General features: G+C 74.2%; 24 protein-coding genes and 1 riboswitch. Of the genes, 19 read left to right on the forward strand and 5 right to left on the reverse strand.

Annotated features, from left to right (window positions below; translation table 11 throughout):
• Window positions 1-78 precede the first annotated feature (78 nt).
• The gene (locus IE316_RS23660; RefSeq protein ID WP_190206452.1) at window positions 79-2,238 is read left to right on the forward strand and encodes a primosomal protein N'; all 2,160 of its coding nucleotides are present in this window, start codon (window positions 79-81) and stop codon (window positions 2,236-2,238) included.
• 125 nt (window positions 2,239-2,363) lie between these two features.
• Here IE316_RS23660 and IE316_RS23665 read toward each other — a convergent pair whose 3' ends face one another.
• Window positions 2,364-2,909 carry a hypothetical protein gene (locus IE316_RS23665; protein WP_190206453.1) on the reverse strand — a complete coding sequence of 182 codons (546 nt, stop codon included), beginning with the start codon at window positions 2,907-2,909 and terminating at the stop codon, window positions 2,364-2,366.
• 301 nt (window positions 2,910-3,210) lie between these two features.
• Between IE316_RS23665 and fmt the strand changes: the two genes are divergently transcribed.
• The 8 genes from fmt to IE316_RS23705 all read left to right on the forward strand — a co-directional run bounded on the left by fmt (window position 3,211) and on the right by IE316_RS23705 (window position 11,890).
• Window positions 3,211-4,143: a methionyl-tRNA formyltransferase gene (gene fmt, locus IE316_RS23670; RefSeq protein WP_190206454.1), complete on the forward strand. Its 933-nt coding sequence runs from the start codon at window positions 3,211-3,213 to the stop codon at window positions 4,141-4,143.
• A gap of 54 nt (window positions 4,144-4,197) precedes the next feature.
• A complete protein-coding gene (locus tag IE316_RS23675) occupies window positions 4,198-5,652 on the forward strand; it encodes an RsmB/NOP family class I SAM-dependent RNA methyltransferase (protein ID WP_190206455.1) in 1,455 nt (484 codons plus the stop codon).
• A 311-nt stretch (window positions 5,653-5,963) separates the two neighbouring features.
• A complete protein-coding gene (rpe, locus tag IE316_RS23680) occupies window positions 5,964-6,650 on the forward strand; it encodes a ribulose-phosphate 3-epimerase (RefSeq protein WP_190206456.1) in 687 nt (228 codons plus the stop codon).
• Window positions 6,651-6,743: 93 nt separating this feature from the next.
• Window positions 6,744-7,787, forward strand: a complete 1,044-nt coding sequence (locus IE316_RS23685; RefSeq protein WP_190206457.1) for a sugar-binding transcriptional regulator — start codon at window positions 6,744-6,746, stop codon at window positions 7,785-7,787.
• Between the two features lies 1 nt (window position 7,788).
• Window positions 7,789-8,169 carry a barstar family protein gene (locus IE316_RS23690; RefSeq protein WP_190206458.1) on the forward strand — a complete coding sequence of 127 codons (381 nt, stop codon included), beginning with the start codon at window positions 7,789-7,791 and terminating at the stop codon, window positions 8,167-8,169.
• A 108-nt stretch (window positions 8,170-8,277) separates the two neighbouring features.
• Window positions 8,278-9,720: a GuaB1 family IMP dehydrogenase-related protein gene (locus tag IE316_RS23695; protein WP_190206534.1), complete on the forward strand. Its 1,443-nt coding sequence runs from the start codon at window positions 8,278-8,280 to the stop codon at window positions 9,718-9,720.
• Window positions 9,721-9,957: 237 nt separating this feature from the next.
• Complete coding sequence (locus tag IE316_RS23700; RefSeq protein WP_190206459.1) at window positions 9,958-11,427, forward strand: amino acid permease; 1,470 nt, start codon at window positions 9,958-9,960, stop codon at window positions 11,425-11,427.
• A gap of 10 nt (window positions 11,428-11,437) precedes the next feature.
• Window positions 11,438-11,890 (forward strand): Lrp/AsnC family transcriptional regulator, encoded by a 453-nt coding sequence (locus IE316_RS23705; protein ID WP_190206460.1) that lies wholly within the window; start codon window positions 11,438-11,440, stop codon window positions 11,888-11,890.
• On the opposite strand, the gene IE316_RS23710 is transcribed toward IE316_RS23705, so the two are convergent.
• Window positions 11,873-12,343 (reverse strand): SRPBCC family protein, encoded by a 471-nt coding sequence (locus IE316_RS23710; RefSeq protein ID WP_190206461.1) that lies wholly within the window; start codon window positions 12,341-12,343, stop codon window positions 11,873-11,875. The genes IE316_RS23705 and IE316_RS23710 overlap by 18 nt on opposite strands.
• Window positions 12,344-12,512: 169 nt before the next feature.
• Between IE316_RS23710 and IE316_RS23715 the strand changes: the two genes are divergently transcribed.
• The 3 genes from IE316_RS23715 (at window position 12,513) to IE316_RS23725 (ending at window position 16,390) form a co-directional block, all read left to right on the forward strand.
• A complete protein-coding gene (locus IE316_RS23715; RefSeq protein WP_190206462.1) occupies window positions 12,513-13,757 on the forward strand; it encodes an MFS transporter in 1,245 nt (414 codons plus the stop codon).
• 103 nt (window positions 13,758-13,860) lie between these two features.
• Window positions 13,861-14,649: a carbon-nitrogen hydrolase family protein gene (locus IE316_RS23720; protein WP_190206463.1), complete on the forward strand. Its 789-nt coding sequence runs from the start codon at window positions 13,861-13,863 to the stop codon at window positions 14,647-14,649.
• 40 nt (window positions 14,650-14,689) lie between these two features.
• The gene (locus IE316_RS23725) at window positions 14,690-16,390 is read left to right on the forward strand and encodes a flavin monoamine oxidase family protein (protein WP_190206464.1); all 1,701 of its coding nucleotides are present in this window, start codon (window positions 14,690-14,692) and stop codon (window positions 16,388-16,390) included.
• Between the two features lie 33 nt (window positions 16,391-16,423).
• Here IE316_RS23725 and IE316_RS23730 read toward each other — a convergent pair whose 3' ends face one another.
• The 3 genes from IE316_RS23730 to IE316_RS23740 form a co-directional block, all read right to left on the reverse strand.
• The gene (locus IE316_RS23730; RefSeq protein ID WP_190206465.1) at window positions 16,424-17,122 is read right to left on the reverse strand and encodes a DUF5995 family protein; all 699 of its coding nucleotides are present in this window, start codon (window positions 17,120-17,122) and stop codon (window positions 16,424-16,426) included.
• 92 nt (window positions 17,123-17,214) lie between these two features.
• Complete coding sequence (locus tag IE316_RS23735) at window positions 17,215-18,594, reverse strand: uracil-xanthine permease family protein (protein ID WP_190206466.1); 1,380 nt, start codon at window positions 18,592-18,594, stop codon at window positions 17,215-17,217.
• 523 nt (window positions 18,595-19,117) lie between these two features.
• A complete protein-coding gene (locus IE316_RS23740) occupies window positions 19,118-20,329 on the reverse strand; it encodes an MFS transporter (protein WP_190206467.1) in 1,212 nt (403 codons plus the stop codon).
• 128 nt (window positions 20,330-20,457) lie between these two features.
• Between IE316_RS23740 and IE316_RS23745 the strand changes: the two genes are divergently transcribed.
• The 7 genes from IE316_RS23745 to hisG all read left to right on the forward strand — a co-directional run bounded on the left by IE316_RS23745 (window position 20,458) and on the right by hisG (window position 26,482).
• The gene (locus tag IE316_RS23745; protein WP_190206468.1) at window positions 20,458-21,663 is read left to right on the forward strand and encodes an ROK family transcriptional regulator; all 1,206 of its coding nucleotides are present in this window, start codon (window positions 20,458-20,460) and stop codon (window positions 21,661-21,663) included.
• A gap of 280 nt (window positions 21,664-21,943) precedes the next feature.
• Window positions 21,944-22,074: riboswitch (FMN riboswitch) on the forward strand.
• A gap of 159 nt (window positions 22,075-22,233) precedes the next feature.
• The gene (locus IE316_RS23750; RefSeq protein WP_190206469.1) at window positions 22,234-22,836 is read left to right on the forward strand and encodes a riboflavin synthase; all 603 of its coding nucleotides are present in this window, start codon (window positions 22,234-22,236) and stop codon (window positions 22,834-22,836) included.
• Window positions 22,833-23,477, forward strand: a complete 645-nt coding sequence (locus IE316_RS23755) for a nicotinamide mononucleotide transporter family protein (protein WP_190206470.1) — start codon at window positions 22,833-22,835, stop codon at window positions 23,475-23,477. Before IE316_RS23750 ends, IE316_RS23755 begins: the two co-directional genes overlap by 4 nt.
• On the forward strand, window positions 23,474-24,763 hold the full coding sequence (locus tag IE316_RS23760) for a bifunctional 3,4-dihydroxy-2-butanone-4-phosphate synthase/GTP cyclohydrolase II (RefSeq protein ID WP_190206471.1): 1,290 nt from the start codon (window positions 23,474-23,476) through the stop codon (window positions 24,761-24,763). The genes IE316_RS23755 and IE316_RS23760 overlap by 4 nt, the downstream gene beginning before the upstream one ends.
• 30 nt (window positions 24,764-24,793) lie before the next feature.
• The gene (ribH, locus tag IE316_RS23765) at window positions 24,794-25,300 is read left to right on the forward strand and encodes a 6,7-dimethyl-8-ribityllumazine synthase (protein ID WP_190206472.1); all 507 of its coding nucleotides are present in this window, start codon (window positions 24,794-24,796) and stop codon (window positions 25,298-25,300) included.
• 13 nt (window positions 25,301-25,313) lie between these two features.
• Window positions 25,314-25,586 carry a phosphoribosyl-ATP diphosphatase gene (locus IE316_RS23770; protein ID WP_029383007.1) on the forward strand — a complete coding sequence of 91 codons (273 nt, stop codon included), beginning with the start codon at window positions 25,314-25,316 and terminating at the stop codon, window positions 25,584-25,586.
• A gap of 47 nt (window positions 25,587-25,633) precedes the next feature.
• Entirely contained in the window at window positions 25,634-26,482 is an 849-nt protein-coding gene (gene hisG, locus IE316_RS23775; RefSeq protein ID WP_190206473.1) for an ATP phosphoribosyltransferase, read from the forward strand.
• Window positions 26,483-26,487 lie beyond the last annotated feature (5 nt).

Raw genomic sequence — 26,487 nt, forward strand, 5'->3', positions numbered from 1 at the left:
CGTTGACACCCCGCGTCGGCTGGGAACGGCACACGAGGCGCGACGCCGCTGTCAGTGCCGTTTGGTAAGAATGCTGGTGTGAGCAGCGACGATGAGCAGGTGGGCGGGGGCCGGGAGGGGGGGCCGCCCGAGCAGCTCGCGTTGATCCGGGAGAGTGTGCGCAAGGCGTCGGTGCCGCGGGCCAAGCCGCGGACCTGGCGGGGGGCCGCGCTGGCCGGGGAGCTGCCGGTCGCGCGGGTGCTGGTCGACAAGGGCGTGCTGCATCTCGACCGGTACTTCGACTACGCCGTGCCCGCGGAGCTGGACGCCGACGCGCAGCCCGGGGTGCGGGTGCGGGTGCGGTTCGGGGCCGGGCGGCACCGGGTCCGGCAGGGGCGGCGCGAGGGCGGCGGGCTGGTCGACGGGTTCCTCGTCGAGCGGCTCGCCGAGTCGGACTACTCCGGGCCGCTGGCCGCGCTGGCCCAGGTCGTCTCGCCCGAGCCGGTGCTGGACGCGGAACTGCTCGGGCTGGCCCGGGCCGTCGCCGACCGCTACGCGGGCAGCCTCGCCGATGTGCTGCAACTGGCGGTGCCGCCGCGCAACGCCCGCGCCGAGCGGCGGCCGTCCCCGGCGCCGCTGCCCCCGCCGCCCGCGCCCGGGCCGGGGAGCTGGGAGCGGTACGAGCGCGGGGCCGGGTTCCTGGCGGCGCTGGCCTCGGGGGGCTCGCCGCGCGCCGTGTGGAACGCGCTGCCGGGACCCGAGTGGAGCGAGGAACTGGCGCGGGCCGTGGCCGCCACGCTGGCCTCCGGGCGCGGCGCGCTCGTCGTCCTGCCGGACGGGCGGACGGTCGCCCGGGTCGACGCCGCGCTGACCGCGCTGCTGGGGGAGGGGCGGCACGCCGTGCTCACCGCCGACGCCGGGCCCGAGAAGCGGTACGCGCAGTGGCTGGCGGTGCGGCGGGGGGCGGTCCGGGCGGTGATCGGGACCCGGGCGGCCATGTTCGCCCCCGTCCGGGACCTGGGGCTGGTCGCGCTCTGGGACGACGGCGACGACAGCCACAGCGAGCAGCACGCCCCGCAGCCGCACGCGCGCGAGGTGCTGCTGCTGCGGGCGGCGCAGGACGGGTGCGGGTTCCTGCTGGGCGGTGTCGCGTGCACGGTCGAGGCCGCCCAGTTGGTGGAGACGGGGTGGGCCCGGCCGCTGGTCGCCTCCCGCGAGCGGGTGCGCGCCGCCGCGCCGCTGATGCGGACCGTCGGAGACGGCGACCTCGCCCGGGACGAGGCCGCCCGCGCCGCGCGCCTGCCCACCCTGGCCTGGACGACCGTCCGCGAGGGCCTGCGGCACGGGCCGGTGCTGGTGCAGGTGCCCCGGCGGGGTTACGTACCGCGGCTGGCCTGTGCCGCGTGCCGGGCCCCGGCGCGGTGCCGGCACTGTTCCGGGCCGCTGGAGGGGCAGGAGTCGGGGGCGGCGCTGCGCTGCGGGTGGTGCGGGCGCGAGGAGGGCGGCTGGCACTGCCCGGAGTGCGGGGGGTTCCGGCTGCGGGCCCAGGTCGTCGGGGCCCGGCGGACCGCCGAGGAACTGGGGCGGGCCTTCCCCGCCGTACCGGTGCGCACCTCGGGGCGCGAGCACGTCCTGGACACGGTGCCGGGGGCGCCCGCGCTCGTCGTCAGCACCCCGGGCGCGGAGCCCGTCGCCGAGGGCGGGTACGCGGCGGCGCTGCTCCTCGACGGCTGGGCCATGCTCGGGCGGCCCGACCTGCGGGCCGGCGAGGACGCGCTGCGGCGCTGGCTGGCGGCGTCCGCGCTGGTCCGGCCGCAGTCGGCGGGCGGCACGGTGGTCATCGTCGCGGAGCCCACCCTGCGGCCGGTGCAGGCGCTGGTCCGCTGGGACCCGGTCGGCCACGCGGTACGGGAGCTGGCGGAGCGGGCCGAGCTGGGGTTCCCGCCGGTGTCCCGGATGGCCGCGGTCTCCGGGCCCGGCGAGGCGGTGGCCGAGTTCCTCGGCGCGGTGGACCTGCCCGGCGAGGCCGAGGTGCTGGGGCCCGTGCCGATGCCGGTCACCGCTCCCGGCGGGGCGCGGCGGCCGGGGGCGCCGCCGCCCGGTGAGCACTGGGAGCGGGCGCTGGTACGGGTGCCGCCGGGACGCGGGGCGGCCCTGGCCGCCGCGCTGAAGTCCGCGCAGGCGGCGCGGATGGCCCGGGGGGGCGCGGAGGGGGCGGTGCGGGTGCGGGTGCGGATCGATCCGCCGGACATCGGGTGAGGGGCCGGTGCGGGTGGTCGGTTCGCGGCCGGGCATGGTCCCGGCCTTCCGGACGCGGCCTGCCCTTGCGGACATGGCTCCGCCCTCCCGGGCAGGAGGGCGGGGCCATGGGGGGACGGGTGAGGTCAGCCGTTGCGGGGGGACGGGAAGGCGGTGGGCCTGGGGTCGTTGCGGAGGGACGGACTGCCGGCCGTCGGCTGGGTCGGCATGGAGCGGGCGGCGGGGACCGTGGGGACCGGGGAGATGCCGCCGCCCACGTTCACCGGGCGGGTGCCCGGTTCGGGGGTGCGCTCGGGGTCCGCGGGGGCGGCCTGGGCGGCGGCCGCGCGGCGGGCGCCGTAACGGCGGTGCACGGCCTGCTTGGTGACGCCGAGGGCGGAGCCCACCGCGTCCCAGGAGAAGCCGAGCGAGCGGTCGAAGTCCACGGCGGCCGTGACCAGGGTCTCGACACTGTCCCGCAGCTCCTGGGCGAGACGGACCGTCGGGGCGGGGGCACGTCCGTAGACGACGAAGCCCGTGGAGGGGCCGGAGCGGCGGGGGCGGTAGACGTTGCCCAACTGGGCGGTGAGCGTGCGCAGTGCGTCCACCTGCCGACGGACCCGCTCGATGTCCCGCACCAGCAAGTGCAGGCTGGCCCGAGCCTGGGCGTCGTGGGTTGCGTGGTCGGCCATGAACAAGCCTCTCGAACCGGCGTTGAAAGGAATCGGGCCGCGGCGGGCGGCCCGGGGGTGGTCAACTCTTTCTTGACCAACGCGGGAACGCTCCGCGGGTCACGGGGGTGGGGCGTGGGGGGATGTTCGTGCGCCCCCCTCGGCCTTCGGCCTTCGGGTCCTTTCTCCCGCCCGCGCACCACCCGTTTACTGTCGGCCGAGAGGCTCGCCTCTCAGGCGGGGGCTGGGCGCCGTCGGCGGCCGGGCGCTTCTAGACTGGGGCGTTGACCTGATCGTTTCCGTCCGAGAGGCCGTCCTGCCCATGAAGCTCGTCTTCGCCGGTACCCCCGAGGTCGCCGTTCCCGCACTGGACGCCCTGATCGCCTCCGGGCGGCACGAGGTGGCGGCCGTCGTGACCCGCCCGGACGCGCCGGCCGGGCGGGGTCGCAGGATGGTCGCCTCTCCCGTGGCCGAGCGCGCCGCGGAGGCCGGGATCGAGGTGCTCAAGCCCGCCAAGCCGCGCGACCCCGAGTTCCTGGAACGGCTGCGCGAGATCGGGCCCGACTGCTGCCCCGTCGTCGCCTACGGGGCCCTGCTGCCCCGCGTCGCCCTCGACATCCCCGCCCACGGCTGGGTCAACCTGCACTTCTCGCTGCTGCCCGCCTGGCGCGGCGCCGCGCCCGTGCAGCACGCCATCATGGCCGGCGACGAGATCACCGGGGCCTCCACCTTCCTCATCGAGGAGGGGCTGGACTCGGGGCCCGTGTACGGGACGATCACCGAGACGGTCCGGGCCACCGACACCAGCGGCGACCTGCTGACCCGGCTCGCGCTCGCCGGCGCCGGGCTGCTGGCCGCGACCATGGACGGCATCGAGGACGGCACCCTGAAGGCCGTACCGCAGCCCGCCGACGGCGTCAGCCTCGCCCCGAAGGTCACCGTCGAGGACGCCCGCGTCGACTGGGCCGCCCCCGCGCTGCGCGTCGACCGCGTGGTGCGCGGCTGCACCCCCGCGCCCGGCGCCTGGACCACGTTCCGCGGCGAGCGGCTCAAGCTCGTGCAGGTGGCCCCCGTCACCGAGCGGACGGACCTGGCCCCGGGCGAGCTGTCGGCTGGCAAGAACGACGTGTACGCCGGCACCGGCTCGCACGCCGTCGAGCTGCTGTGGGTGCAGGCGCAGGGCAAGAAGCCGATGCGGGCCGCGGACTGGGCGCGCGGGGTTCGCATCGCCGAGGGCGAGCGGCTCGGCGGCTGACCGGCGGCGTAGGCTGGCGGGGACGTTTCGTCCCACACCCGGAGCACCTTTTACGTGAGCGAGCAGCCGCGCCGTCCCCGCAAGACCGCCAGCACCGGCAGGCCCGGTAAGCCCGGCAGGCCCGGTAAGCCCTACCGGCGGCCCCAGAAGGACCCCGTCCGCATCCTCGCCTTCGAGGCGCTGCGGGCCGTGGACGAGCGGGACGCCTACGCCAACCTCGTCCTGCCGCCATTGCTGCGCAAGGCCCGGGAAAGCGGCGACTTCGACGCGCGGGACGCGGCCCTCGCCACTGAGCTGGTCTACGGCACGCTGCGCCGCCAGGGCACGTACGACGCCGTGATCGCGGCCTGCGTGGACCGGCCGCTGAGGGAGGTGGACCCGCCCGTCCTGGACGTGCTCGCGCTGGGCGCCCACCAACTGCTCGGCACCCGGATCCCCAGCCACGCCGCCGTCTCGGCCACGGTGGAGCTGGCCCGGGTGGTGCTCGGGGACGGGCGGGCCAAGTTCGTCAACGCCGTGCTGCGCAAGATCGCGCGGGACGACCTCGACGGCTGGCTGGAGAAGGTCGCGCCGCCCTACGACGAGGACCCCGAGGACCATCTGGCCGTGGTGCACTCGCACCCGCGCTGGGTGGTCTCCGCGCTGTGGGACTCGCTCGGCGGCGGCCGGGCCGGCATCGAGGAACTCCTCGCCGCCGACAACGAGCGGCCCGAGGTGACACTGGTCGCCCGCCCCGGCCGGGCCATGGCCGAGGAACTGCTCGCCGAGCCCGCCGCGGCGCCGGGGCGCTGGTCGCCGTATGCCGTGCGGCTCGCCGAGGGCGGCGAGCCGGGGGCCGTCCAGGCGGTCCGGGAGAACCGGGCCGGGGTGCAGGACGAGGGCAGTCAGCTCGTCGCGCTGGCCCTGGCCGCCGCGCCGCTGGACGGGCCCGACCGGCGCTGGCTGGACGGATGCGCCGGTCCCGGCGGCAAGGCCGCGCTGCTCGGTGCGCTGGCCGCCGAGCGCGGCGCCTTCCTGCTGGCCTCCGAGAAGCAGCCGCACCGCGCCGGGCTCGTCGCCCGGGCGCTGGACGGCAACCCGGGGCCGTACCAGGTGATCGCCGCCGACGGCACCCGGCCGCCGTGGCGGCCCGGCAGCTTCGACCGGGTCCTCGTCGACGTGCCCTGCACCGGGCTCGGCGCGCTGCGGCGCCGGCCCGAGGCGCGCTGGCGGCGCCGGCCCGAGGACCTGGACGGCTTCGCACCGCTCCAGCGGGAGCTGCTGCGCGGTGCGCTGGAGGCGGTACGGGTCGGCGGCGTCGTCGGCTACGCGACCTGCTCGCCGCACCTGGCGGAGACCCGGGCCGTGGTGGCCGACGTGCTCAAGCGCTACCCGGACACCGACCTCATCGACGCCCGCCCCCTCCTGCCCGGCGTCCCCGACCTAGGCGACGGCCCGGACATCCAACTCTGGCCCCACCTCCACGGCACAGACGCCATGTACCTCACCCTCATCCGCCGCACCGCGTAGCAACACGGCAACCAAATCCCCCTTAAAGGGGCGCGGGGAACTGCGCGCTCAGCCCCCCACCTCCCGCACCCATACGACCGCCCCGCCCCCCACCCACCCCCAGGGGCGCGGGGAACTGCGCACCCAGCCCCCGACCCCCCGCACCCATACGACCGCCCCGCCCCCCACCCACCCCCAGGGGCGCGGGGAACTGCGCACCCAGCCCCCCCACCCCCCGCAGCCAAACCACCGCCCCCACCCACCCCCAGGACCGCGAGGAACCCCGCACCCAACCCCCCACCACCCCCGGAGGGCATGGCAGGCTTGGACGCATGCCCGTGCAGATCAACCCCAGCATCCTCTCCGCCGACTTCGCCCGCCTCGCCGACGAGGCGCGCGCGGTCGAGGGAGCCGACTGGCTCCACGTCGACGTGATGGACAACCACTTCGTCCCCAACCTGACCCTCGGCGTACCGGTCGTGGAGTCCCTGGCGCGGGCGACCGACACCCCGCTGGACTGCCACCTGATGATCGAGGACCCCGATCGGTGGGCGCCCCGGTACGTCGAGGCGGGGGCCGGTTCCGTCACCTTCCACGTGGAGGCCGCCGCCGCCCCGGTACGGCTCGCCCGCGAGATCCGCGCCAAGGGCGCCCGCGCCTCCATGGCCCTGAAGCCGGCCACGCCGATCGAGCCGTACGAGGACCTGCTGCCCGAACTCGACATGCTGCTGATCATGACGGTGGAGCCGGGCTTCGGGGGGCAGGCGTTCCTGGACATCATGCTGCCCAAGATCCGCCGCACCCGTGAGCTGATCGCCAAGCACGGACTCGAACTCTGGCTCCAGGTCGACGGCGGGGTCTCCGACGCGACGATCGAGCGCTGCGCGGAGGCCGGCGCCGATGTCTTCGTGGCGGGCTCGGCCGTCTACGGGGCATCCGACCCGGCGGAGGCGGTACGTGCATTGCGCACCCGTGCCCAGGCCGCCACCGCGGGGGCGTCCTGGGCCTGCGCCCACTGAAGAACGACAAGTGAACGGCTCCCATCAGGGCTGATCCCGCCCGCCGGATCTGCGAGGATGAACGGCGAATCCAGAGTGTGAACAGCCGCGTAAGTGAACAGCAGTGAGGAGATCGCCGTGTCGGGTATGTCGGCGGGCCGGTCAGCCATGCGGATGGGACCCGCTGAGCTGGTGCAGGCGGCGGCCATGGCCCGCCGCTTCTACCTCGAGGGCAAATCCAAGATCCAGATCGCGGAGGAGTTCGGCGTCAGCCGCTTCAAGGTGGCCCGGGTCTTGGAGACCGCCCTCGAACGGGACCTCGTGCGGATCGAGATCCGGGTGCCCGCCGAGCTGGACGCCGAGCGCTCGGACGCGCTGCGCGCCCGGTACGGGCTGCGGCACGCGGTCGTGGTGGAGTCCCCGGCGGACGCCGAGGAGAGCCCCGATCCGGAGAACCTGGGGGAGGTGGCCGCCGACCTGCTCGGCGAGCTGGTCGACGAGGGGGACGTGCTCGGCCTGGCCTGGGGCCGCTCCACCATCCACATGGCGGCGGCGCTGGACAAGCTGCCGCCCTGCACGGTGGTGCAGTTGACCGGGGTGTACGACGCCGGGACCGCCGAGCGCGGCTCGGTGGAGGCGGTGCGCCGCGCCGCCCAGGTCTCCGGCGGCGACGCGCACCCCATCTACGCGCCGATGCTGCTGCCGGACGCGGCGACCGCGACCGCCCTGCGCCACCAGACGGGCATCGCGCGGGCCTTCGAGTACTTCGACAAGGTCACCGTCGCCTGTGTCTCCATCGGCTCCTGGGAACCGGGCATCTCCACCGTGCACGACATGCTCAGCGACGAGGAGCGCGCCCACTACGCCTCGCTGGGCGTCGCCGCCGAGATGTCCGCGCACCTCTTCGACGCCGAGGGCCGCCGGGTCGGACGGGACCTGGGGGAGCGGTGCATCACGGTCACGGCCGACCAGCTCCGCCGGATCCCCGAGGTGGTGGCGATCGCGGGCGGGCAGCGCAAGGCCCCCGCCATCGACGCGGTCCTGCGCTCGGGCCTGGTCACCAGCCTGGTCACCGACACCTCCGCCGCGGACTACCTGATGGCGGCCGGCCCGGCGCCCAAGCCCGCCCTCAACCGGTCCGACCCGGACGGGATCTGACATGGCGTCAGCGGACAGCGGTGCGGAGACGACGGACGACCCGGCCGGGCGGATCGTGCGCACGCTCGACCTGGACGGGGTCACGGACAAGGCGGGGCTGATGGACCGCTGCGCCCGTGACCTGGCCCTGCCCGACTGGTTCGGCCGCAACTGGGACGCGCTCGCCGACTGCCTCGCCGACCCCGCGCTCTGGCCGGAGCAGGCCGCCGACCGGGGCCTGCTGCTGGTCGTCCGGGGCTGGCGGGCGTACGCCGCGGCGCGGCCCGAGGAGTGGCAGGTCGCCGAGGAGGTCTTCGCCGAGGCCACCGACCGCGGGCCCGGACTCTTCGTGACCCTCGGCCCTGGAGGATCCTCCGAGACCCCCTCCGACCAGCCTGGATGATCTGCCCGGGGCCCGCCGCGCCCCGGGCATGGGAGAATGAAGTACGTGCTCTTTCCCCCTGGCTGACCTGTCCGGGGGCCACCTCTGATCGACTGGGATGTGCAGCACGTGCGTTTCCTCAACGACATCCAGCCCTCGTACGACCTGACGTACGACGACGTCTTCATGGTGCCGAGCCGCTCGGCCGTGGGCTCCCGGCAGGCCGTGGACCTCAGCTCGCCGGACGGCACGGGCACCACGATCCCGCTGGTCGTCGCCAACATGACCGCCATCGCGGGGCGCCGCATGGCCGAGACGGTGGCCCGCCGCGGCGGCCTGGTGGTCATCCCGCAGGACATCCCGATCGAGGTCGTCACCGACGTCGTCTCCTGGGTCAAGAGCCGCCACCTGGTCCTCGACACCCCCATCGTGCTGGCCCCGCACCAGACCGTCGCCGACGCCCTGGCCCTGCTGCCCAAGCGGGCGCACAACGCCGGCGTCGTGGTCGACGCGGACGGGCGGCCGATCGGCGTGGTCACCGACACCGACCTGACCGGCGTGGACCGCTTCACCCAGCTCGAAGCGGTCATGTCCAAGGACCTGCTGCTGCTCGACGCGGAGGTCGACCCGCGCGAGGCGTTCCACACCCTCGACGCCGCCAACCGCCGCTACGCCCCCGCCGTGGACCGGGACGGCCGCCTCGCCGGCATCCTCACCCGCACCGGCGCGCTGCGCGCCACCCTCTACACCCCGGCCGTCGACGCCCGGGGCAGGCTGCGCATCGCCGCGGCCGTCGGCATCAACGGCGATGTGGCGGGCAAGGCCAAGCAGTTGCTGGACGCGGGCGTGGACACCCTCGTCATCGACACCGCGCACGGCCACCAGGAGTCGATGATCAGCGCCCTGAAGCTGGTCCGCGCCCTGGACCCGCGGGTGCCGATCGTGGCCGGCAACATCGTCTCCGCCGAGGGCGTCCGCGACCTCATCGAGGCGGGCGCCGACATCGTCAAGGTCGGCGTCGGACCCGGCGCCATGTGCACCACCCGGATGATGACCGGCGTCGGCCGGCCCCAGTTCTCCGCCGTCCTGGAGTGCGCCGCCGAGGCGAAGAAGTACGGCAAGCACGTCTGGGCCGACGGCGGCATCCGCCACCCCCGGGACGTGGCGATGGCCCTCGCGGCCGGCGCGTCCAACGTGATGGTCGGCTCCTGGTTCGCCGGGACCTACGAGTCCCCGGGCGACCTCCAGCACGACGCCGACGGCCGCCCGTACAAGGAGTCCTTCGGCATGGCCTCCGCGCGCGCGGTGCGCAACCGCACCTCGGAGGAGTCGGCGTACGACCGCGCCCGCAAGGCCCTGTTCGAGGAGGGCATCTCCACCTCCCGGATGTTCCTCGACCCGGCCCGTCCCGGCGTCGAGGACCTGATCGACTCGATCATCGCGGGCGTCCGCTCCTCCTGCACCTACGCCGGTGCCGCCTCCCTGGAGGAGTTCGCCGAGAAGGCCATCGTCGGCATCCAGAGCGCGGCCGGCTACGCCGAGGGCAAGCCGCTGCACGCGAGCTGGGTCTGACCGGCCCCGGCCCGCAACGGCCGGTACCCCGGGCGCAACGAAATCCCGCCCCCCGGGTGGAGACGCAACGATCGTCCGGCGATGCGCAAGGTTGCTGCATTACCGGAGCAACGAGCTGCTCATAGAGTTCTGCGCTGTACGTGGCGTGGCGGGGACCCCGCTCGGTGGGTCCCCGTTCGCGCTGGACCCCACCGCTCCCCGCCGCCGCCCCACCCGCAGCGACGAAGGAGTCCCCGCGTGCTCGACCACGGCGCATCCCCGCAGCAGGGCGCAGCGACCGCCCCACCGCCCCCGGGCCCGGCCGCCCGGCTGATGCGCCGCAAGCCCGTGGAACGCCTGGTCGCGGAGGGCGGCCAGGGCGAGGGCGGGTCGCTGCGCCGCTCGCTGGGGCTGTGGCAGCTCACCATGATCAGCATCGGCGCCACCCTCGGCACCGGCATCTTCGTCGTCCTCGGCGAGGCCGTCCCCAAGGCCGGACCCGCGGTCACCCTCTCCTTCGTCATCGCCGGACTGACGGCCCTCTTCTCCGCCCTGTCCTACGCCGAACTGGCCGGCACCATCCCGGTGGCCGGCTCCTCCTACTCGTACGCGTACGCGACGATGGGCGAACTCATCGCCTGGATCTGCGGCTGGTGCCTGGTCCTGGAGTACGGCGTGTCGGTCGCCGCCGTCGCGGTCGGCTGGGGCGAGTACCTCAACGAACTCCTCGACGGCACGATCGGCGTGACCATCCCGGCCGCGCTGTCCGCCCCGCCCGGCGACGGCGGCGTGTTCAACCTGCCCGCGCTGCTCGTGGTCGTGCTCGCCATGGTGTTCCTGCTGGGCGGCGCCCGGGAGTCGGCCCGCGCCAACACCGTCATGGTCGCCGTCAAGATCGCCGCGCTGGTGCTGTTCTGCGCCATCGGCGTGCAGGGCTTCCGCTCCGGCAACTACGCGCACTTCATGCCGCTGGGCATGGCCGGGGTCAGCGCCGCCGGGGCGACCCTCTTCTTCTCGTACATCGGCTTCGACGCCGCCTCCACCGCCGGGGAGGAGGCGAAGGACGCCCAGCGCGACCTGCCCCGCGCGATCATGCTGTCGCTGGTCATCGTCACCGCGCTGTACGTCCTGGTCGCGGCCGTCGCCGTGGGCGCCCGGCCCTGGCGGACCTTCACCGACTCCGAGGCGTCCCTCGCCCGGATCATGCGGGACGTCACCGGCCAGGAGTTCTGGGGCACGCTGCTGGCGTTCTGCGCGGTGGTCGCCATCGCCAGCGTCGTCCTGACCGTGCTCTACGGCCAGACCCGGGTGCTGTTCGCCATGTCCCGGGACGGGCTGGTGCCCAAGGTGTTCTCCCGCGTCCACCCCCGGACCGGGGCGCCCCGCGCCAACACCGTGATCGTCTCCCTGTTCTGCGGGGTGCTCGCGGCCGCGATCCCGCTCGGGCAGTTGGCCGACGCCACCAGCATCGGCACCCTGTTCGCGTTCGCCCTGGTCAACGTCGCCGTCGTGGTGCTGCGCCGGACCCGGCCGGAGATGCCGCGCACCTTCCGGGTGCCGCTGTCGCCGGTGCTGCCCGCGCTGGGCTTCGCCTTCTGCGTCTGGATGATGGGCAGCCTGTCCACGGTGACCTGGGTGGTCTTCGGTGTCTGGATGGCCGTCGGGCTCGTGTTCTACTTCCTCTACGGCTACCGCCGCTCCCGACTGGCCCTCTCAGAAGCGAAGTGAACCACCCGCAGTGCTGAACGATCTCGACGAACGCATCGTGCACGCCCTCGCCGAGGACGCCCGCCGCTCCTACGCCGACATCGGGCAGGAGGTCGGCCTCTCCGCGCCCGCCGTGAAGCGGCGCGTGGACAAGCTGCGCGCGACCGGCGCCATCACCGGCTTCACCGTCCGGGTCGACCCCCTCGCCCTGGGCTGGCAGACCGAGGGCTTCGTCGAGATCCACTGCCGCAGCAACACCTCGCCGGAGACCATCCAGCGGGGCCTGGAGCGCTACCAGGAGGTGGTGGCCGCGTCCACCGTCACCGGGGACGCGGACGCCATCGCCCAGGTCTTCGCCTCCGACATGCGGCACTTCGAACGGGTCCTGGAGCGGATCGCCGGGGAGCCGTTCGTCGAGCGCACCAAGTCCGTCCTGGTGCTCTCCCCGCTGCTGCGCCGCTTCTCCTCAGGCTCGCCGGCCTGAGCCGTCCCGCTCGGCGCGGCGGCGGACGCCCGCGAGCAGCCGGGGCACGCCGACCGCGTGCCCGCCGCTGCCGATGACCAGCAGCCGGTAGAGCGCGCCCAGCGGACCGGGGAACCGCCCCCGCGTCTCGGCCCGCACCCGGGTCCGCGGGCCCACCGGGTCCAGCCGGAAGACCAGGGCGTACGTCGAGAAGCGGTGCCGTCCGATCAGCACCAGCTCCCGGCCCGGGTCGGCGACGGCCACCCGGAAGCCGGGGAACGCCGACCCCGGGGCCGGCGGCCTCGGCCCGGACGCCGAGCGGTCGGCGCAGCCCACCAGTTGCGCGTACGCGGTGGCCCCCGCGCCCGAGAAGGCGCCGTCCAGAGCCTCGCCGAGCGCCCGCCACACCGCCTCCGGCGGCGCCTCGACCTCCGTGCCGTGCTCGTCGACGTACGGCAGTGCCGTGATGTCCATGGGTCCCTCCCCGTCGGCCCGCTCCCGCGGAATAACCGGCACCGGCCGCCCGCCCCCGGGCTAGCATCGGCGCCATGACCTGGCGACATTGATCCACCAGCGCCGCCTCCCGAGGGCCGCCCCGGACGCCGTACCTCCGGCATCCGATCCGTCCCGGCGGGAAGGCACCATGACTCTTCCATCCGCGCGCGGGCCCGTCACCACCGGCCCGCGGCGTCTGACGAGCACGCTCTACACGTACGCGTTCTGCGACGAGTTCGTCCTGCTCTACCCGGTGTACGCGCTGCTGTTCGCCGACACCGGGCTGTCCGTGCGGCAGATCTCCACCCTGTTCGGCCTGTGGTCCCTGACCGGCCTCGTCCTGGAGGTGCCCTCCGGCGTCTGGGCCGACGCCGTCTCCCGGCGCCTGCTGCTGTGGCTCGGCCCGCTGCTCACCGCGGCCGGTTTCGCGCTGTGGGTGCTGGTGCCGTCGTACCCGGCGTTCGCGCTCGGCTTCGTGCTGTGGGGCGCCGGCGGGGCGCTCGGGTCCGGCGCGCTGGAGGCGCTGGTCCACGACGAACTGGACCGGCTGGGCGCGGCCGGCCGCTACGCCGAGGTCATGGGCCGGGCCCGCGCGGCCGGGCTGGTGGCCACGATGGCGGCGACGGGCGCCGCCGGGCCGGTGTTCGACCGGGGCGGCTACCTGGCCGTGGGCGCGGCCAGTGTGCTGGTCTGTCTGCTGGCGGCGGGCGTGGCCACCCGGTTCCCCGAACACCGCGCACCCCGCGCGGCGGGCGGGGGCCGGGCGGGCGGTCTGCGCGCCGGGCTCGCCGAGGCCCGCGCCGACCGGTCGGTGGCCGGGGCGCTGCTGCTGGTCCCGGCGGTGTCCGCGGTGTGGAGCGCGCTGGACGAGTACGCCCCGCTGCTGGTCCGGGACACCGGCGTGGCCGCCGGGACCGTGCCCTGGCTGCTGCTGGTGGTCTGGGGCGGGGCCACCGCCGGCGGCCTGCTGGCCGGGCCCGCCGGACGCCTGGGCACGGGCGGGTTCGCCGCGCTGCTCACCGGCGCGGCCCTGGCCCTCGCCACCGGCGCCCTGCTGGGCACGCCCGCCGGGCTGGTCCTGGTCGGCCTCGCCTTCGGCGGCTTCCAACTGGCCACCGTGCTCGCCGACGCCCGCCTGCAGGAACGCATCGACGCCACCGGCCGGGCGACCCTCACCTCGGTCGCCGGCCTCGGCTCGGAACTCGGCACCCTCGCGGTGTACGGCGGCTACGCCACCCTCGCCACCGGCGCCGGTCACGCCACCGCGTTCGCGTGGGCGGCGGTGCCGTACGCGGTGACGGCGGCGCTCCTCAAGGCCGCCGGGGGCCGGTCCGGCGCCCGGCGCGGCCGGGGGCGCAACGAATCGCCGAAGAGCGGCGCGAGAACGCAATGAACCGCCCGTCCGCGCGCAACGGCCGCCGCTTGTTGCGGGCGGACCGGCGACCGTACCGTCTATCTGGCCCCCGACCCCCTCCGCTCCCCGGTGAGGAACACCCATGCGCACCGCCCTGCTCCAGAGCTCCGGCCGGCCCGGATCGCCCGCCGAGAACCTGACGGCGCTCGACGCCGCCGCGGGCCGGGCCGCCGCCGCGGGCGCGGGGCTGCTGGTGACCTCGGAGCTGTTCCTGACCGGGTACGCGATCGGCGACGCCGTCGGCCGCCTGGCCGAAACCGCCGACGGCGAGGCCGCCGACGCGGTCGCGGAGATCGCCGGCCGGCACGGGCTCGCCGTCGCCTACGGCTACCCCGAGCGGGACGGCGACGCGGTCTACAACTCCGTCCAGTTGATCTCCGCCGACGGTGCCCGGTCGGCCAACTACCGCAAGACCCACCTCTTCGGCTGCTTCGAACGCGAGCACTTCACCCCGGGCGAGCGGCCCGTCGTCCAGGCCGAGCTGAACGGACTGACGGTCGGCCTGATGATCTGCTACGACGTGGAGTTCCCGGAGAACGTCCGGGCGCACGCGCTGGCCGGGACCGACCTGCTGCTGGTGCCGACCGCGCAGATGCACCCGTTCCAGTTCGTCGCCGAGTCGGTCGTCCCGGTGCGGGCGTTCGAGAACCAGATGTACGTGGCGTACGTCAACCGGGTCGGCCGGGAGGGCGAGTTCGAGTTCGTCGGGCTCTCCACCCTGGCCGGACCGGACGGCGTCGCCCGCGTCCGGGCCGGCCGCGCCGAGGAACTCCTCCTCGCCGACGCCGACCCGGCCCTCCTCGCCGCCTCCCGCGCGGCCAACCCGTACCTGGGGGACCGCCGCCCCGGCCTCTACGGGTCCCTCGTCTGACCCCGCCCCCCGCAACGCCTGTGCAAGGAGTCCGCACCCCATGACGTCCACGGTGCCCAACGCCGTCGAGCACACCGACGAGCAGCAGCCGCCGATCACCATGTTCGGCCCGGACTTCCCGTACGCCTACGACGACTACCTCGCCCATCCGGCGGGCCTCGGCCAGATACCCGCCACCGAGCACGGCACCGAGGTCGCCGTCATCGGCGGCGGCCTGTCCGGCATCGTCGCCGCCTACGAACTGATGAAGATGGGCCTCAAGCCCGTCGTGTACGAGGCCGACCGGATCGGCGGCCGGCTGCGGACGGTCGGTTTCGAGGGCGCGGGCACCGAGGGGCTGACCGCCGAGATGGGCGCGATGCGCTTCCCGCCCTCCTCCACCGCCCTCCAGCACTACATCGACCTGGTGGGCCTGAAGACCCGGCCGTTCCCCAACCCGCTGGCGGAGGCCACCCCGTCCACCGTCGTCGACCTCAAGGGCGAGTCGCACTACGCCCAGACCCTCGACGACCTCCCGCAGGTCTACCGCGACGTCGCCGACGCCTGGGGCAGGTGCCTGGAGGAGGGCGCCGACTTCTCCGACATGAACCGCGCCCTGCGCGAGCGGGACGTCCCCCGCATCCGCGAGATCTGGTCCCGGCTGGTGGAGAAGCTCGACAACCAGACCTTCTACGGCTTCCTGTGCGACTCGGAGGCGTTCACGTCCTTCCGGCACCGGGAGATCTTCGGCCAGGTCGGCTTCGGCACCGGCGGCTGGGACACCGACTTCCCCAACTCCATCCTGGAGATCCTGCGCGTCGTCTACACCGAGGCCGACGACCACCACCGGGGCATCGTCGGCGGCTCCCAGCAGTTGCCGCTGCGCCTGTGGGAGCGCGAACCGGAGAAGATCGTGCACTGGCCGTACGGCACCTCGCTGGCGAGCCTGCACGAGGGCGGCGCGCCCCGCCCGGCCGTGACCCGGCTGCACCGCACGGCCGGCAACCGGATCACGGTGACGGACGCCCGCGGCGACATCCGCACCTACCGGGCGGCGATCTTCACCGCCCAGTCCTGGATGCTGCTGTCGAAGATCGAGTGCGACGACGCGCTCTTCCCGATCGACCACTGGACCGCCATCGAGCGCACCCACTACATGGAGTCCAGCAAGCTGTTCGTGCCGGTGGACCGGCCGTTCTGGCGGGACAAGGACGAGGAGACCGGCCGGGACGTCATGTCGATGACGCTCACCGACCGGATGACCCGGGGCACGTACCTGCTGGACGACGGCCCGGACAAGCCCGCCGTGATCTGCCTGTCGTACACCTGGTGCGACGACAGCCTGAAGTGGCTGCCGCTGTCCGCGCACGAGCGGATGGAGGTGATGCTGAAGTCGCTCGGCGAAATCTATCCCAAGGTCGACATCAGGAAGCACATCATCGGCAACCCGGTGACCGTCTCCTGGGAGAACGAGCCGTACTTCATGGGCGCGTTCAAGGCCAACCTGCCCGGCCACTACCGCTACCAGCGGCGCCTGTTCACCCACTTCATGCAGGACCGGCTGCCCGAGGACAAGCGGGGTATCTTCCTGGCCGGGGACGACATCTCCTGGACGGCGGGCTGGGCCGAGGGCGCCGTGCAGACCGCGCTGAACGCGGTGTGGGGCGTCATGCACCACTTCGGCGGGACCACCGACCCGACCAACCCCGGGCCCGGCGACCTGTACGACGAGATCGCGCCCGTGGAACTGCCCGAGGACTAGGACGGCACTCCCGGAGGACGCGCTCCTCGGGGATCAGGACGGCAGGGGAGTCAGCAGCATCCGGCCCGCGAAGCCGACCGCCGCGTCGAGGCGGTCGGCGAACTCCCCGGCCAGCTCCGGCAGTTGGCGCAGCGCCCACAGGGCGCGGGCCGCGGCCCAGGCCGCCTCGCGGGCCCGGTCCAGGCTCCACGAGCCCAGCAGATGGGTCAGCGGGTCGGCGATCCGGAGCAGGTCGGGGCCCGGCACCAGCTCCTCCCGGACGCGTTCCTCCAGCGCCGCCAGGAGGTCGCCGACCCGCTCGAACTCCTCCTCCAGGTCGGCCGGTTCGCAGTCCAGCGCACGGCAGGTGTCCACGACGGCCAGCGCGAGGTCGTGGCCGAGGTGCGCGTTGACGCCGGCCAGGGCGAACTGCGCCGGACGTACCTGGGGGTGGCGGCGGAACTGGAACAGGGGCCGCCAGCAGGCGGGCGGCCGGTCGTCCCGGCCGGCCGCGGCCAGGGCCGCCAGGTACCGCTCGGCGCACCGCGTCCCCAGCGCGGACCCGGCCCCCGCGTCCGCGCCCGGCCCGGCGCCGGGCTCCCGGTCGGCGCTCTCGGTGACCGCCAGATAGACCCGGTGGAAGACCGCGATCCCGTCCCGGGCCGGCAGCGCGGTGCCGAGGGCGCGCAGCCGGGCGACGACGGGGGTGTCCACCGGCTCGGCGGCGGGGGCGAGGTGTGCGGGGTGCGCCATGCAGGCAGCGTCGCAGCTCCTCCGGCGCCGGGGACAGGGGCCGGAGCGATCCTTCCCCGGTTCGGGCGAACGGCCCCGCCGCGCCGCCCCGCCTACCGCGCGCTCTCGTCGTAGGACGACGTGCCCTCGTCGAGCAGCGGCCGCTGCGTCTTGAGGTGGGCCGGGGCGAAGGCGCGCAGCGCGTGGTAGCCGGTGATGACGACCAGCGTGCCGAGCGCGATGCCGCTGAGCGAGAAGGTGTCGGTGAACTTCATGCTGACGTTGCCGACGCCGATGATGATGCCCGCGGCGGCCGGGACGAGGTTCAGCGGGTTGCGCAGGTCGACCTTGGCGTTGAGCCAGATCTGCGCGCCGAGCAGGCCGATCATGCCGTAGAGGATGACGGTGATGCCGCCGAGCACCCCGCCCGGGATGGCGGCCACCACCGCGCCGAACTTGGGGCAGAGGCCGAACAGCAGCGCGAAGCAGGCGGCGGCCCAGTAGGCGGCGGTCGAGTAGACGCGGGTCGCGGCCATCACGCCGATGTTCTCGGAGTACGTGGTGTTGGGCGGGCCGCCGACCGCGGTGGACAGGATGGAGCCGACGCCGTCGGCGGAGATCGCGGTGCCCAGCTTGTCGTCGAGCGGGTCGCCGGTCATCTCGCCGACCGCCTTGACGTGCCCGGCGTTCTCGGCGACCAGCGCGATGACGACCGGGAGGGCGACCAGGATCGCCGACCACTGGAAGGTCGGCCCGTGGAAGGAGGGCAGGCCGATCCAGTCGGCCCGGCCGACGGCGGAGAAGTCCAGCCGCCAGTGGTCGGTGACCTTGCCGCTGCCGTCCGCCGAGTGGATCCGCCCGAAGACCCGGTCGAGGAGGAACGAGAGGACGTATCCGAAGACCAGGCCCAGGAAGATCGCGATCCGGGACCAGAAACCGCGCAGGCAGACCACGGCCAGCCCGGTGAACAGCATCACCAGCAGGGCCGTCCACTGGTCCTGCGGCCAGTAGGTGGAGGCGGTGACCGGGGCCAGGTTGAAGCCGATCAGCATCACCACCGCGCCGGTGACGACCGGGGGCATCGCGGCGTGGATGATCCGCGCCCCGAACCGCTGCACCGCGAGCCCCACCAGGAACAGCGCCACGCCCACCACCAGCACCGCGCCGGTCACCGTGGCGCTGGTGCCGCCCTGCGCCCGGATCACCGCGGCGACACCGACGAAGGAGAGCGAGCAGCCGAGGTAGCTCGGCACCCGGCCGCGGGTGGCCAGCAGGAAGATCGCGGTCGAGACGCCCGACATCATGATCGCCAGGTTGGGGTCGAGGCCCATCAGCACCGGGGCCACGAACGACGCCCCGAACATGGCCACCACGTGCTGGGCGCCGAGCCCGGCCGTGCGGGGCCAGGAGAGCCGTTCGTCGGGGCGGACCACCGCTCCGGGAGCGGGCGTCCGCCCGTCACCGTGCAGCTTCCAGCGGACGCCGAGATCCATGGGGGTGTCGCTTTCGTCGTTCGTGCAGCGTGTCCGGACCATTGTCGGCGCTGACCGGCCGTGCTCCGCACCGGCGGGCGTCCGGCCGGCGGCGTCCGGACCTCCCGTCCGGCGTCTGCTCGGGACGCGGGAGGCGCCGCCGGTCGTGGCGGAAGGGCTGGTTCGACCCGAAGGCGACCACGTCGGGCGGCTCCGCCCGCCCCGGTCCCCGCTCGGTGCGCGGACGCGCCGCCGGTCGTGGTGCGGGTCCGCCCGTCCGGCCCTCGCTCGGTGCGCGGACGCGCCGCCGGTCGTGGCGGAAGCGCTGGTTCGGCTCGAAGGCGACCACGTCGGGCGGCTCCGCCCCCCCGGCCCCCGCGCGGGACGCGGACGCGCCGCCGGTCGTGGTGCGGGTCCGCCCGTCCGGCCCCCGCTCGGTGCGCGGACGCCCCGCCGGTCGTGGTGGGCGGCCATCGCCTCGTACGTTCCCGGCGCACCGCTCATGACCGCCGGCGCCCCGGCCCGGCGCCGCCGAACGGGGCGTTCAGGGCCGTCGGTCGGGGACCGCCGCGTCCGGCTTGCTGATCTTCGGGCGGTCCCGGTCCCCGGCGCGCAGCACCCCGGCGAACGCCGCCAGCCCGCAGGACAGCACCGTCACCAGCCCGAAGGACACCACCAGACTGGTCGCCTGCGCCAGCGTGCCGATGGCACTGGGCGCCACCAGTCCCGAGGTGTACGTGATGGTCGCCACGCCCGCGATCGCCAGGGACGGATTGGCGCCGCTGCGGCCCGCCGCCGCGAAGCACAGCGGTACCACCACGGCGATGCCCAGCCCCATCAGGGCGAACCCGCTCATCGCCACCACCGGACTGCCGCCGACGACGATGAGCACCCCGCCCAGGGTGGCCAGCGCGCCGCTGACCCGGACCGTGCGCACCGAGCCGAAGCGGTCCACCACCTTGTCGCCCGCCAGCCGGGCCAGCGCCATGGTGAGCGTGAAACCGGTGGTGCAGGCCGCCGCGAGTCCGGCCGAGGTCTCCAGCTCGTCCTTGAGGTAGACCGCCGACCAGTCCAGGCTCGCGCCCTCGGCGAACACCGCGCAGAACCCGATGGCGCCGATCAGCAGCGCCGAGCGGGGCGGCAGCGCGAACCGCGGCGGCGGGTCCTCGTCCTCGGCGGGCTGGAGGTCCAGCACCCACGCGCACGCCACCAGGCCCGCCGCGGTCAGCACCGCGGCGGCCAGCGCGTGGTGCAGCCGGGCGTCCGAGCCGAGGTGGGCGGCGAGCGTGCCGGCCGCCGAACCGATCAGGGCCCCGGCGCTCCACATGCCGTGCAGCCCCGACATGATCGACTTGCCGAGACGATTCTCCACCTCGACGCCGAGCGCGTTCATCGCCACGTCCGACATGCCCGCCGAGGCGCCGTAGACGAACAGCGCGAGGCAGAGGGTGAGCAGGTTCGGGGCGATCGACGGCAGGGTCAGCGCCAGCGTCCACAGCGCCAGCAGCCCGCGCAGGGCGGCACGGGCGCCGAAGCGGTGGCTGATCCCGCCGGCCAGCGGCATGGCGACCGACGCGCCGAGCGCGGGGAACGCCAGCGCGAGCCCCAACTGACCGGCGCTCACCCCGGCGTGATCCTGAATCCAGGGCACGCGGGTCGCGAAGGAGCCGGTGACCGCGCCGTGCACCGCGAACACCGCCGCCACGGCGAACCGCGCCCGCCTGACCTCGACCGCCGAGTAGACCACTGCACTCATCTCCGCCGGACCCTCCCGCCGCGTCCTCAGTTCCACCTGCGCCGCGTAAACTATCAGGGAGCCTGCCTGATAGATAGGGAGTATCGGATCGCGGGCCCCGCCTCCGCCGATCTGGAAGGATCCCGGCCATGCCCGCTTCCCCGAGCACCGCCCGGGCCATCAACGACCGGCTCGCCCTGCGTCTGCTCCAGCAGGAGGGCGCGTTGACGGCCGCCCAGCTCAAGCATCTGACGGGACTGTCCCGGCCCACCGTCGCCGACCTCGTCGAGCGCCTCACCGCCGCCGGCCTCATCGCCGTCGTCGGCGAGTCCGGCGAGCAGCGCCGGGGCCCCAACGCCAAGCTGTACGGCATCGTCGCCGACCGCGCCCACCTCGCCGCGCTCGACGTCCGTACCGAGGGCGTCTCCGTGCTCGTCTCCGACCTGGTCGGCCGGGTGCTCGCCGAGGCGTCCGTGCCGATCGACGGCGCCATGGGGACCGGACCCGCGCTGGAGCAGGCGGTCGCCCTCGTCGAGCGGGCCGCCAAGGAGGCCGGGGCCGAGCGGCTGCACACGGTCGGCATCGGCGCCCCCGGCCTGATCGACCCCGGCACGGGTGAGCTGCGGCCCTCCACCGGCCTGCCCGTCTGGCACCGGCGGCTGGTCGCCGCCCTCCAGGAACGGTTCCCGGAGTCCCGGGTCAGCGTCGAGAACGAGACCAACCTCGCCGCCCTCGCCGAACAGCGCGACGGGGCGGCCCGGGATCGGGACACGTTCGTCCTGCTCTGGCTCGGCCTCGGCGTCGGCGCCGCCCTCGTCCTGGACGGCACCCTGCGCCGGGGAGCCTCCGGCGGCGCCGGCGAGATCGGCTTCCTGCCGGTGCCGGGCACCCCGGGCCTGCCGTCGGCCACGGACTGCGACGGCGGCTTCCACTCCCTGGCGGGCGCGGCGGCGGTGGCGGAGCTGGCGGCGGGGTACGGGCTGGGCGCGGGCCCGATGCGTGAGGCGGAGGCGGGCGGCGCGGCCGCCGACCCCGCGGCGCCCGTGCGGGAGGCCGTGCGGCGGCAGGATGCCGAGCCCGCCGCCCGGCGGTTCCTCGCCGACCTCGCCGAGCGGATCGCCCTCGGGGCGGCGGCCGCCGTCTCCGTGCTGGACCCCGGCTGTGTGGTGCTGGCCGGGGAGATCGGCCGGGCCGGCGGCGACGACCTCGCGGCCCGGGTCCGGGAGCGGCTCGCCCGGCTGTCACCGCTGCCCACCGAGGTGCGCCCCACCCTGCTGGGCGGCGAGGCCGTACTGCGCGGCGCCCTGCTGACCGCCCGGGACCGGGCGCAGGAGGACCTCTTCGCCCAGCGCTAGCGCCGGTCCCCGTACGGCGGCCGTGGGTGGCCCGGCGGCGGGCAAGGGCCTTCGTCACCGCCGCCGGACCGGTCTCGCGGGGAGGATGCGCGGACCCGCAGACAGTAAAGAGGACTAGACCAAAGCGTCAATAGGTATGGACCACTTGGCCGGGCCTGACGCGGTGCGGCGGCGGCACGGCGGCGTGCCGCGGTGCTGTGGGGTGACCCTGTGAGCCACCCCACAGCACCCGTCCGCATGGGTGACGATCAGGCGTGGCAGACTGGCCCTGTACCAGAAGCAGCGCACTCCGGGGTCGGTGAAAGTCCGAACCGGCGGTTACAGTCCGCGACCCGGTCGCCTCCAGCGACCGGTTGACCAGGTGAAATTCCTGGACCGACGGTTAAAGTCCGGATGGGAGGCAGTGCGCGGCGGGCGGGCATACCCACGTGCCGCCGACTGTTTACGGATCTGTCCACAGGGACGGCTCCGCGATCAGGGGCGACGCACCGGATGCCGTCGCCCGTGCATTCTGTCGTCATCGGCAGAGCCCCGGAGTCCGTGCCCGAAGAGGCAGGGAGGACCCGGGAAGTGTTCACCGGAATCGTCGAAGAGCTGGGCGAGGTCACCGCCGTCGAGACCCTCGGCGACGCGTGTCGCTTCCGGCTGCGCGGCCCCGTGGTCACCGAAGGCGCACGCCACGGCGACTCCATCGCCGTCAACGGCGTCTGCCTCACCGTCGTCGACCACGAGGGCGACGAGTTCACCGCCGACGTGATGGCCGAGACCCTGAACCGCTCCAGCCTCGGCGCCCTCACCGTGGGCTCCCGGGTCAACCTGGAGCGCCCCACCGCCGTCGGCGCCCGCCTCGGCGGCCACATCGTGCAGGGCCACGTCGACGGCACCGGCGAGATCCTCGCCCGCGAGCCGTCCGAGCACTGGGAGATCGTCCGGATCTCGCTGCCCGCGGACCTCGCCCGCTACGTCGTCGAGAAGGGCTCCATCACCGTCGACGGCATCAGCCTCACCGTCGTCGAGGCCGGCCCCGACTCCTTCACGGTCAGCCTCATTCCGACCACCCTCGCCCTGACCACGCTCGGCCGCAAACAGCCCGGCGACCCGGTCAACCTTGAAGTGGACGTCATCGCCAAGTACGTCGAGCGCCTGCTCGTCGCCCAGGGGGGCACCCAGTGAACTGGCTCAATTCCGAGGCGTTCGTCCTCTTCGACCAGCACATCAAGTGGTCCGACATGATCGGCAACGTGATCGGTCTGCTCGGTCTCGCGCTCGGCTGGCGCCGCTCGATCTGGAGCTGGCCGGTGCAGTTCCTCTCCGGGCTGATCCTCTTCGCGGCCTTCGCCACCGCCCACCTCTCCGGCAGCGCCGGCAAGCAGATCGTGGTCATGGTCGTCGCCGCGTGGGGCTACTGGCAGTGGAACCGGGGCCGGCGGCAGAGCCAGGACGGCACCATCGCCGTCCGCTTCGCCAGTTGGCGCGAGCGCGCCGTCCTGCTCGGCGGCGCCGCGCTCGGCACCCTCGCGGTCGGTGGCCTGTTCACCGCCGTACCCAGCCTGTCCTGGGACCCCTGGCCGGACGCGTACATCTTCGTCGGCACCGTCGTCGCGATGTACGCCCAGGCCCGCGGCATGGTCGAGTTCTGGTTCGCCTGGCTGCTGGTCGACCTGGTCGGCGTGCCGCTGAACTTCGCCAACGGCTTCGCCTTCTCCGGCTTCGTCTACGTCGTCTACGGCGCGCTCGTCCTGTGGGGCATGCGCGACTGGTGGCTGCGCTCCCGCCGGGGGCAGCGGCCCGTCATGGAAGGAGCGCCCGCGTGACCGCGGCACCCATCCTGTACAGCGCCGACGGCCCCGGGGACCTCGTCCTCGACCCCGTCGAGCAGGCCGTCTCCGACATCGCCGCCGGCCGCCCGGTCGTGGTCGTCGACGACGCCGACCGGGAGAACGAGGGCGACCTCGTGATCGCCGCCGAGAAGGCGACCGAGGAGATCGTCGCCTTCATGATGAGCGAGTGCCGCGGTCTGATCTGCGCCCCCATGGAGGGCGCGGAACTCGACCGGCTCCGGCTCCCGCAGATGGTCGAGGACAACACCGAGTCGATGAAGACCGCGTTCACGGTCTCCGTGGACGCCGGCCCGGCGCACGGCGTGAGCACCGGCATCTCGGCCGCCGACCGGGCCGCCACCCTGCGCCTGCTGGCCGGCGGCACCGCCGGGCCCGCCGACTTCGTCCGCCCCGGCCATGTCTTCCCGCTGCGCGCCCGCCCCGGCGGCGTCCTCGCCCGGAACGGTCACACCGAGGCCGCCGTCGACCTCGCCCGGCTCGCCGGACTGCGCCCGGCCGGCGCCATCGTCGAGATCGCCGGCGAGGACGGCCGGATGCTGCGGCTGCCCGAGCTGATCCCGTTCGCCCGCAAGCACGGCCTGACGATCATCTCCATCGAGGACCTGATCGCCTACCGCCGCAGCGCCGAACCCACCGTCCGCCGCGAGGCCGAGGTCGACCTGCCCACCGCCCACGGCCCCTTCACCGCGTACGGCTACCGCTCCACCGTCGACGGCGTCGAGCACGTCGCCCTGGTCCACGGCGACCTCGGCGACGGCCGGGACGTGCTGGTGCGCGTCCACTCCGAGTGCCTCACCGGCGACGTCTTCGGCTCCCAGCGCTGCGACTGCGGACCCCAACTGGACGCCTCGCTGGCCCGCATCCAGGCCGAGGGCAGGGGAGTGGTGGTCTACCTGCGCGGCCACGAGGGGCGCGGCATCGGCCTGATGTCCAAGCTGCGCGCCTACGAACTCCAGGAGCGCGGCCGCGACACCCTGGACGCCAACCTGGAACTCGGCCTGCCCGCCGACGCCCGGGACTACGGCGCCGGCGCCCAGATCCTCAAGGACCTCGGCGTCCGCGGCGTCCGCCTGCTGACCAACAACCCCGACAAGTCCGCCGCCCTGGAACGGCACGGCATCGAGGTCACCGGCCGCGAACCGATGCCCGTCCAGGCCGGCGAGCACAACCTCCGCTACCTGCGCACCAAGCGGGACCGGATGGGCCACGACCTGCCCTGGCTGGACACCGCCCCGGTGTCCACCTGCGGCAACCAGTAAGCGAAAGAACTCCGAGAGCCGAGGAGCAACGTGAGCGGCAAGGGTGCACCGGAACTGTCCGTACGCAACGTGGGTGACCTGCGGATCGCCGTCGTCGCGGCACAGTGGCACGAGAAGGTGATGGACGGCCTGGTGGACGGCGCCCTGCGGGCCCTGCACGACCTGGGCATCAGCGAGCCGACCCTGCTGCGGGTCCCCGGAAGCTGGGAACTGCCCGTCGTCGCCAAGGCCCTCGCCGGCCGCGGCTACGACGCGGTCGTCGCCCTCGGCGTCGTCATCCGCGGCGGCACCCCCCACTTCGAGTACGTCTGCCAGGGCGTCGCCCAGGGCCTCACCCAGGTCTCCGTCGACACCGGCGTCCCCGTCGGCTTCGGCGTCCTCACCTGCGACACCGAGGAACAGGCCCTGGACCGCGCCGGACTGGCCGGCTCCAGCGAGGACAAGGGCCACGAGGCGGTGACCGCGGCGGTGGCGACGGCGGCGACGCTGCGTTCCGTATCCGAACCCTGGCGCCAGGGCGGTCCGCACAACCCGTAGAGTGGGCGCCACCATGTCCAAGAAGACGTTCGAGGAGCTGTTCACCGAGCTCCAGCAGAAGGCCGCCCACGGCGACCCCGCCACCTCCCGCACCGCCGAGCTGGTCGACAAGGGCGTCCACGCCATCGGCAAGAAGGTCGTCGAGGAGGCCGCGGAGGTCTGGATGGCCGCCGAGTACGAGGGCAAGGAAGCGGCCGCCGAGGAGATCTCGCAGCTCCTGTACCACGTCCAGGTGATGATGGTCGCCCGCGGCATCTCCCTGGACGACGTCTACGCCCACCTGTAAACCGAGTTCACCACCTCCCCCTCTTCAACGCGAAGGAAGCCGACCTCATGCTGCGCATCGCCGTCCCCAACAAGGGTTCACTCTCCGGCCCTGCGGCGGACATGCTGCATGAGGCCGGCTACCAGCAGCGCCGCGAGTCCAAGGAACTGCGCATCGTCGACCCGGTCAACGAGGTCGAGTTCTTCTACCTGCGCCCCCGCGACATCGCCATCTACGTCTCCTCCGGCCGCCTCGACATCGGCATCACCGGCCGCGACCTGCTGATCGACTCCGGCGCCGACGCCGAGGAGATCCTCCCCCTCGGCTTCGCCCGCTCCACCTTCCGCTACGCCACCAAGCCGGGCACGGCCGGCGGCGTCGCGGACCTCCGGGGCATGACCGTCGCCACCTCCTACGAGGGGATCGTCGCCAAGCACCTCGCCGACCACGGCGTCGACGCCTCCGTCGTCCACCTCGACGGCGCCGTGGAGACCGCCATCGAACTGGGCGTCGCCGAGGTCATCGCCGACGTCGTGGAGACCGGCACCTCGCTGCGCAACGCCGGACTGGAGATCATCGGCGAGCCGATCATGAAGTCCGAGGCCGTGGTGATCCGCCGCACCGGCGCCGACCCGGACGAACCGAAGGTCCAGCAGTTCCTGCGCCGCCTCCAGGGCGTCCTGGTGGCCCGGACGTACGTGATGATGGACTACGACTGCCGCGTGGAGCAGTTGGAGAAGGCCGTCGCGCTCACCCCCGGCCTGGAGTCCCCGACCGTCTCCCCGCTGCACAACGAGGGCTGGGTCGCCGTGCGCGCCATGGTCCCCGCCAGGGAGGCGCAGCGGATCATGGACGACCTGTACGAGATCGGCGCCCGCGCCATCCTCACCACGGCCATCCACGCCTGCCGCCTCTGACGCAC

Source organism: Streptomyces fumanus, from assembly GCF_014655295.1.
GTDB classification, from domain to species: domain Bacteria; phylum Actinomycetota; class Actinomycetes; order Streptomycetales; family Streptomycetaceae; genus Streptomyces; species Streptomyces fumanus.

Excerpts from the sequence above, each read along its gene's own strand:
- IE316_RS23665 (WP_190206453.1), bottom strand. The coding sequence starts at position 2,909 with ATGGCCGACCACGCAACCCACGACGCCCAGGCTCGGGCCAGCCTGCAC.
- fmt (WP_190206454.1), top strand. The coding sequence starts at position 3,211 with ATGAAGCTCGTCTTCGCCGGTACCCCCGAGGTCGCCGTTCCCGCACTG.
- rpe (WP_190206456.1), top strand. The coding sequence starts at position 5,964 with ATGCCCGTGCAGATCAACCCCAGCATCCTCTCCGCCGACTTCGCCCGC.
- IE316_RS23690 (WP_190206458.1), top strand. The coding sequence starts at position 7,789 with ATGGCGTCAGCGGACAGCGGTGCGGAGACGACGGACGACCCGGCCGGG.
- IE316_RS23710 (WP_190206461.1), bottom strand. The coding sequence starts at position 12,343 with ATGGACATCACGGCACTGCCGTACGTCGACGAGCACGGCACGGAGGTC.
- IE316_RS23715 (WP_190206462.1), top strand. The coding sequence starts at position 12,513 with ATGACTCTTCCATCCGCGCGCGGGCCCGTCACCACCGGCCCGCGGCGT.
- IE316_RS23720 (WP_190206463.1), top strand. The coding sequence starts at position 13,861 with ATGCGCACCGCCCTGCTCCAGAGCTCCGGCCGGCCCGGATCGCCCGCC.
- IE316_RS23725 (WP_190206464.1), top strand. The coding sequence starts at position 14,690 with ATGACGTCCACGGTGCCCAACGCCGTCGAGCACACCGACGAGCAGCAG.
- IE316_RS23730 (WP_190206465.1), bottom strand. The coding sequence starts at position 17,122 with ATGGCGCACCCCGCACACCTCGCCCCCGCCGCCGAGCCGGTGGACACC.
- IE316_RS23735 (WP_190206466.1), bottom strand. The coding sequence starts at position 18,594 with ATGGATCTCGGCGTCCGCTGGAAGCTGCACGGTGACGGGCGGACGCCC.
- IE316_RS23740 (WP_190206467.1), bottom strand. The coding sequence starts at position 20,329 with ATGAGTGCAGTGGTCTACTCGGCGGTCGAGGTCAGGCGGGCGCGGTTC.
- IE316_RS23745 (WP_190206468.1), top strand. The coding sequence starts at position 20,458 with ATGCCCGCTTCCCCGAGCACCGCCCGGGCCATCAACGACCGGCTCGCC.
- IE316_RS23770 (WP_029383007.1), top strand. The coding sequence starts at position 25,314 with ATGTCCAAGAAGACGTTCGAGGAGCTGTTCACCGAGCTCCAGCAGAAG.
- hisG (WP_190206473.1), top strand. The coding sequence starts at position 25,634 with ATGCTGCGCATCGCCGTCCCCAACAAGGGTTCACTCTCCGGCCCTGCG.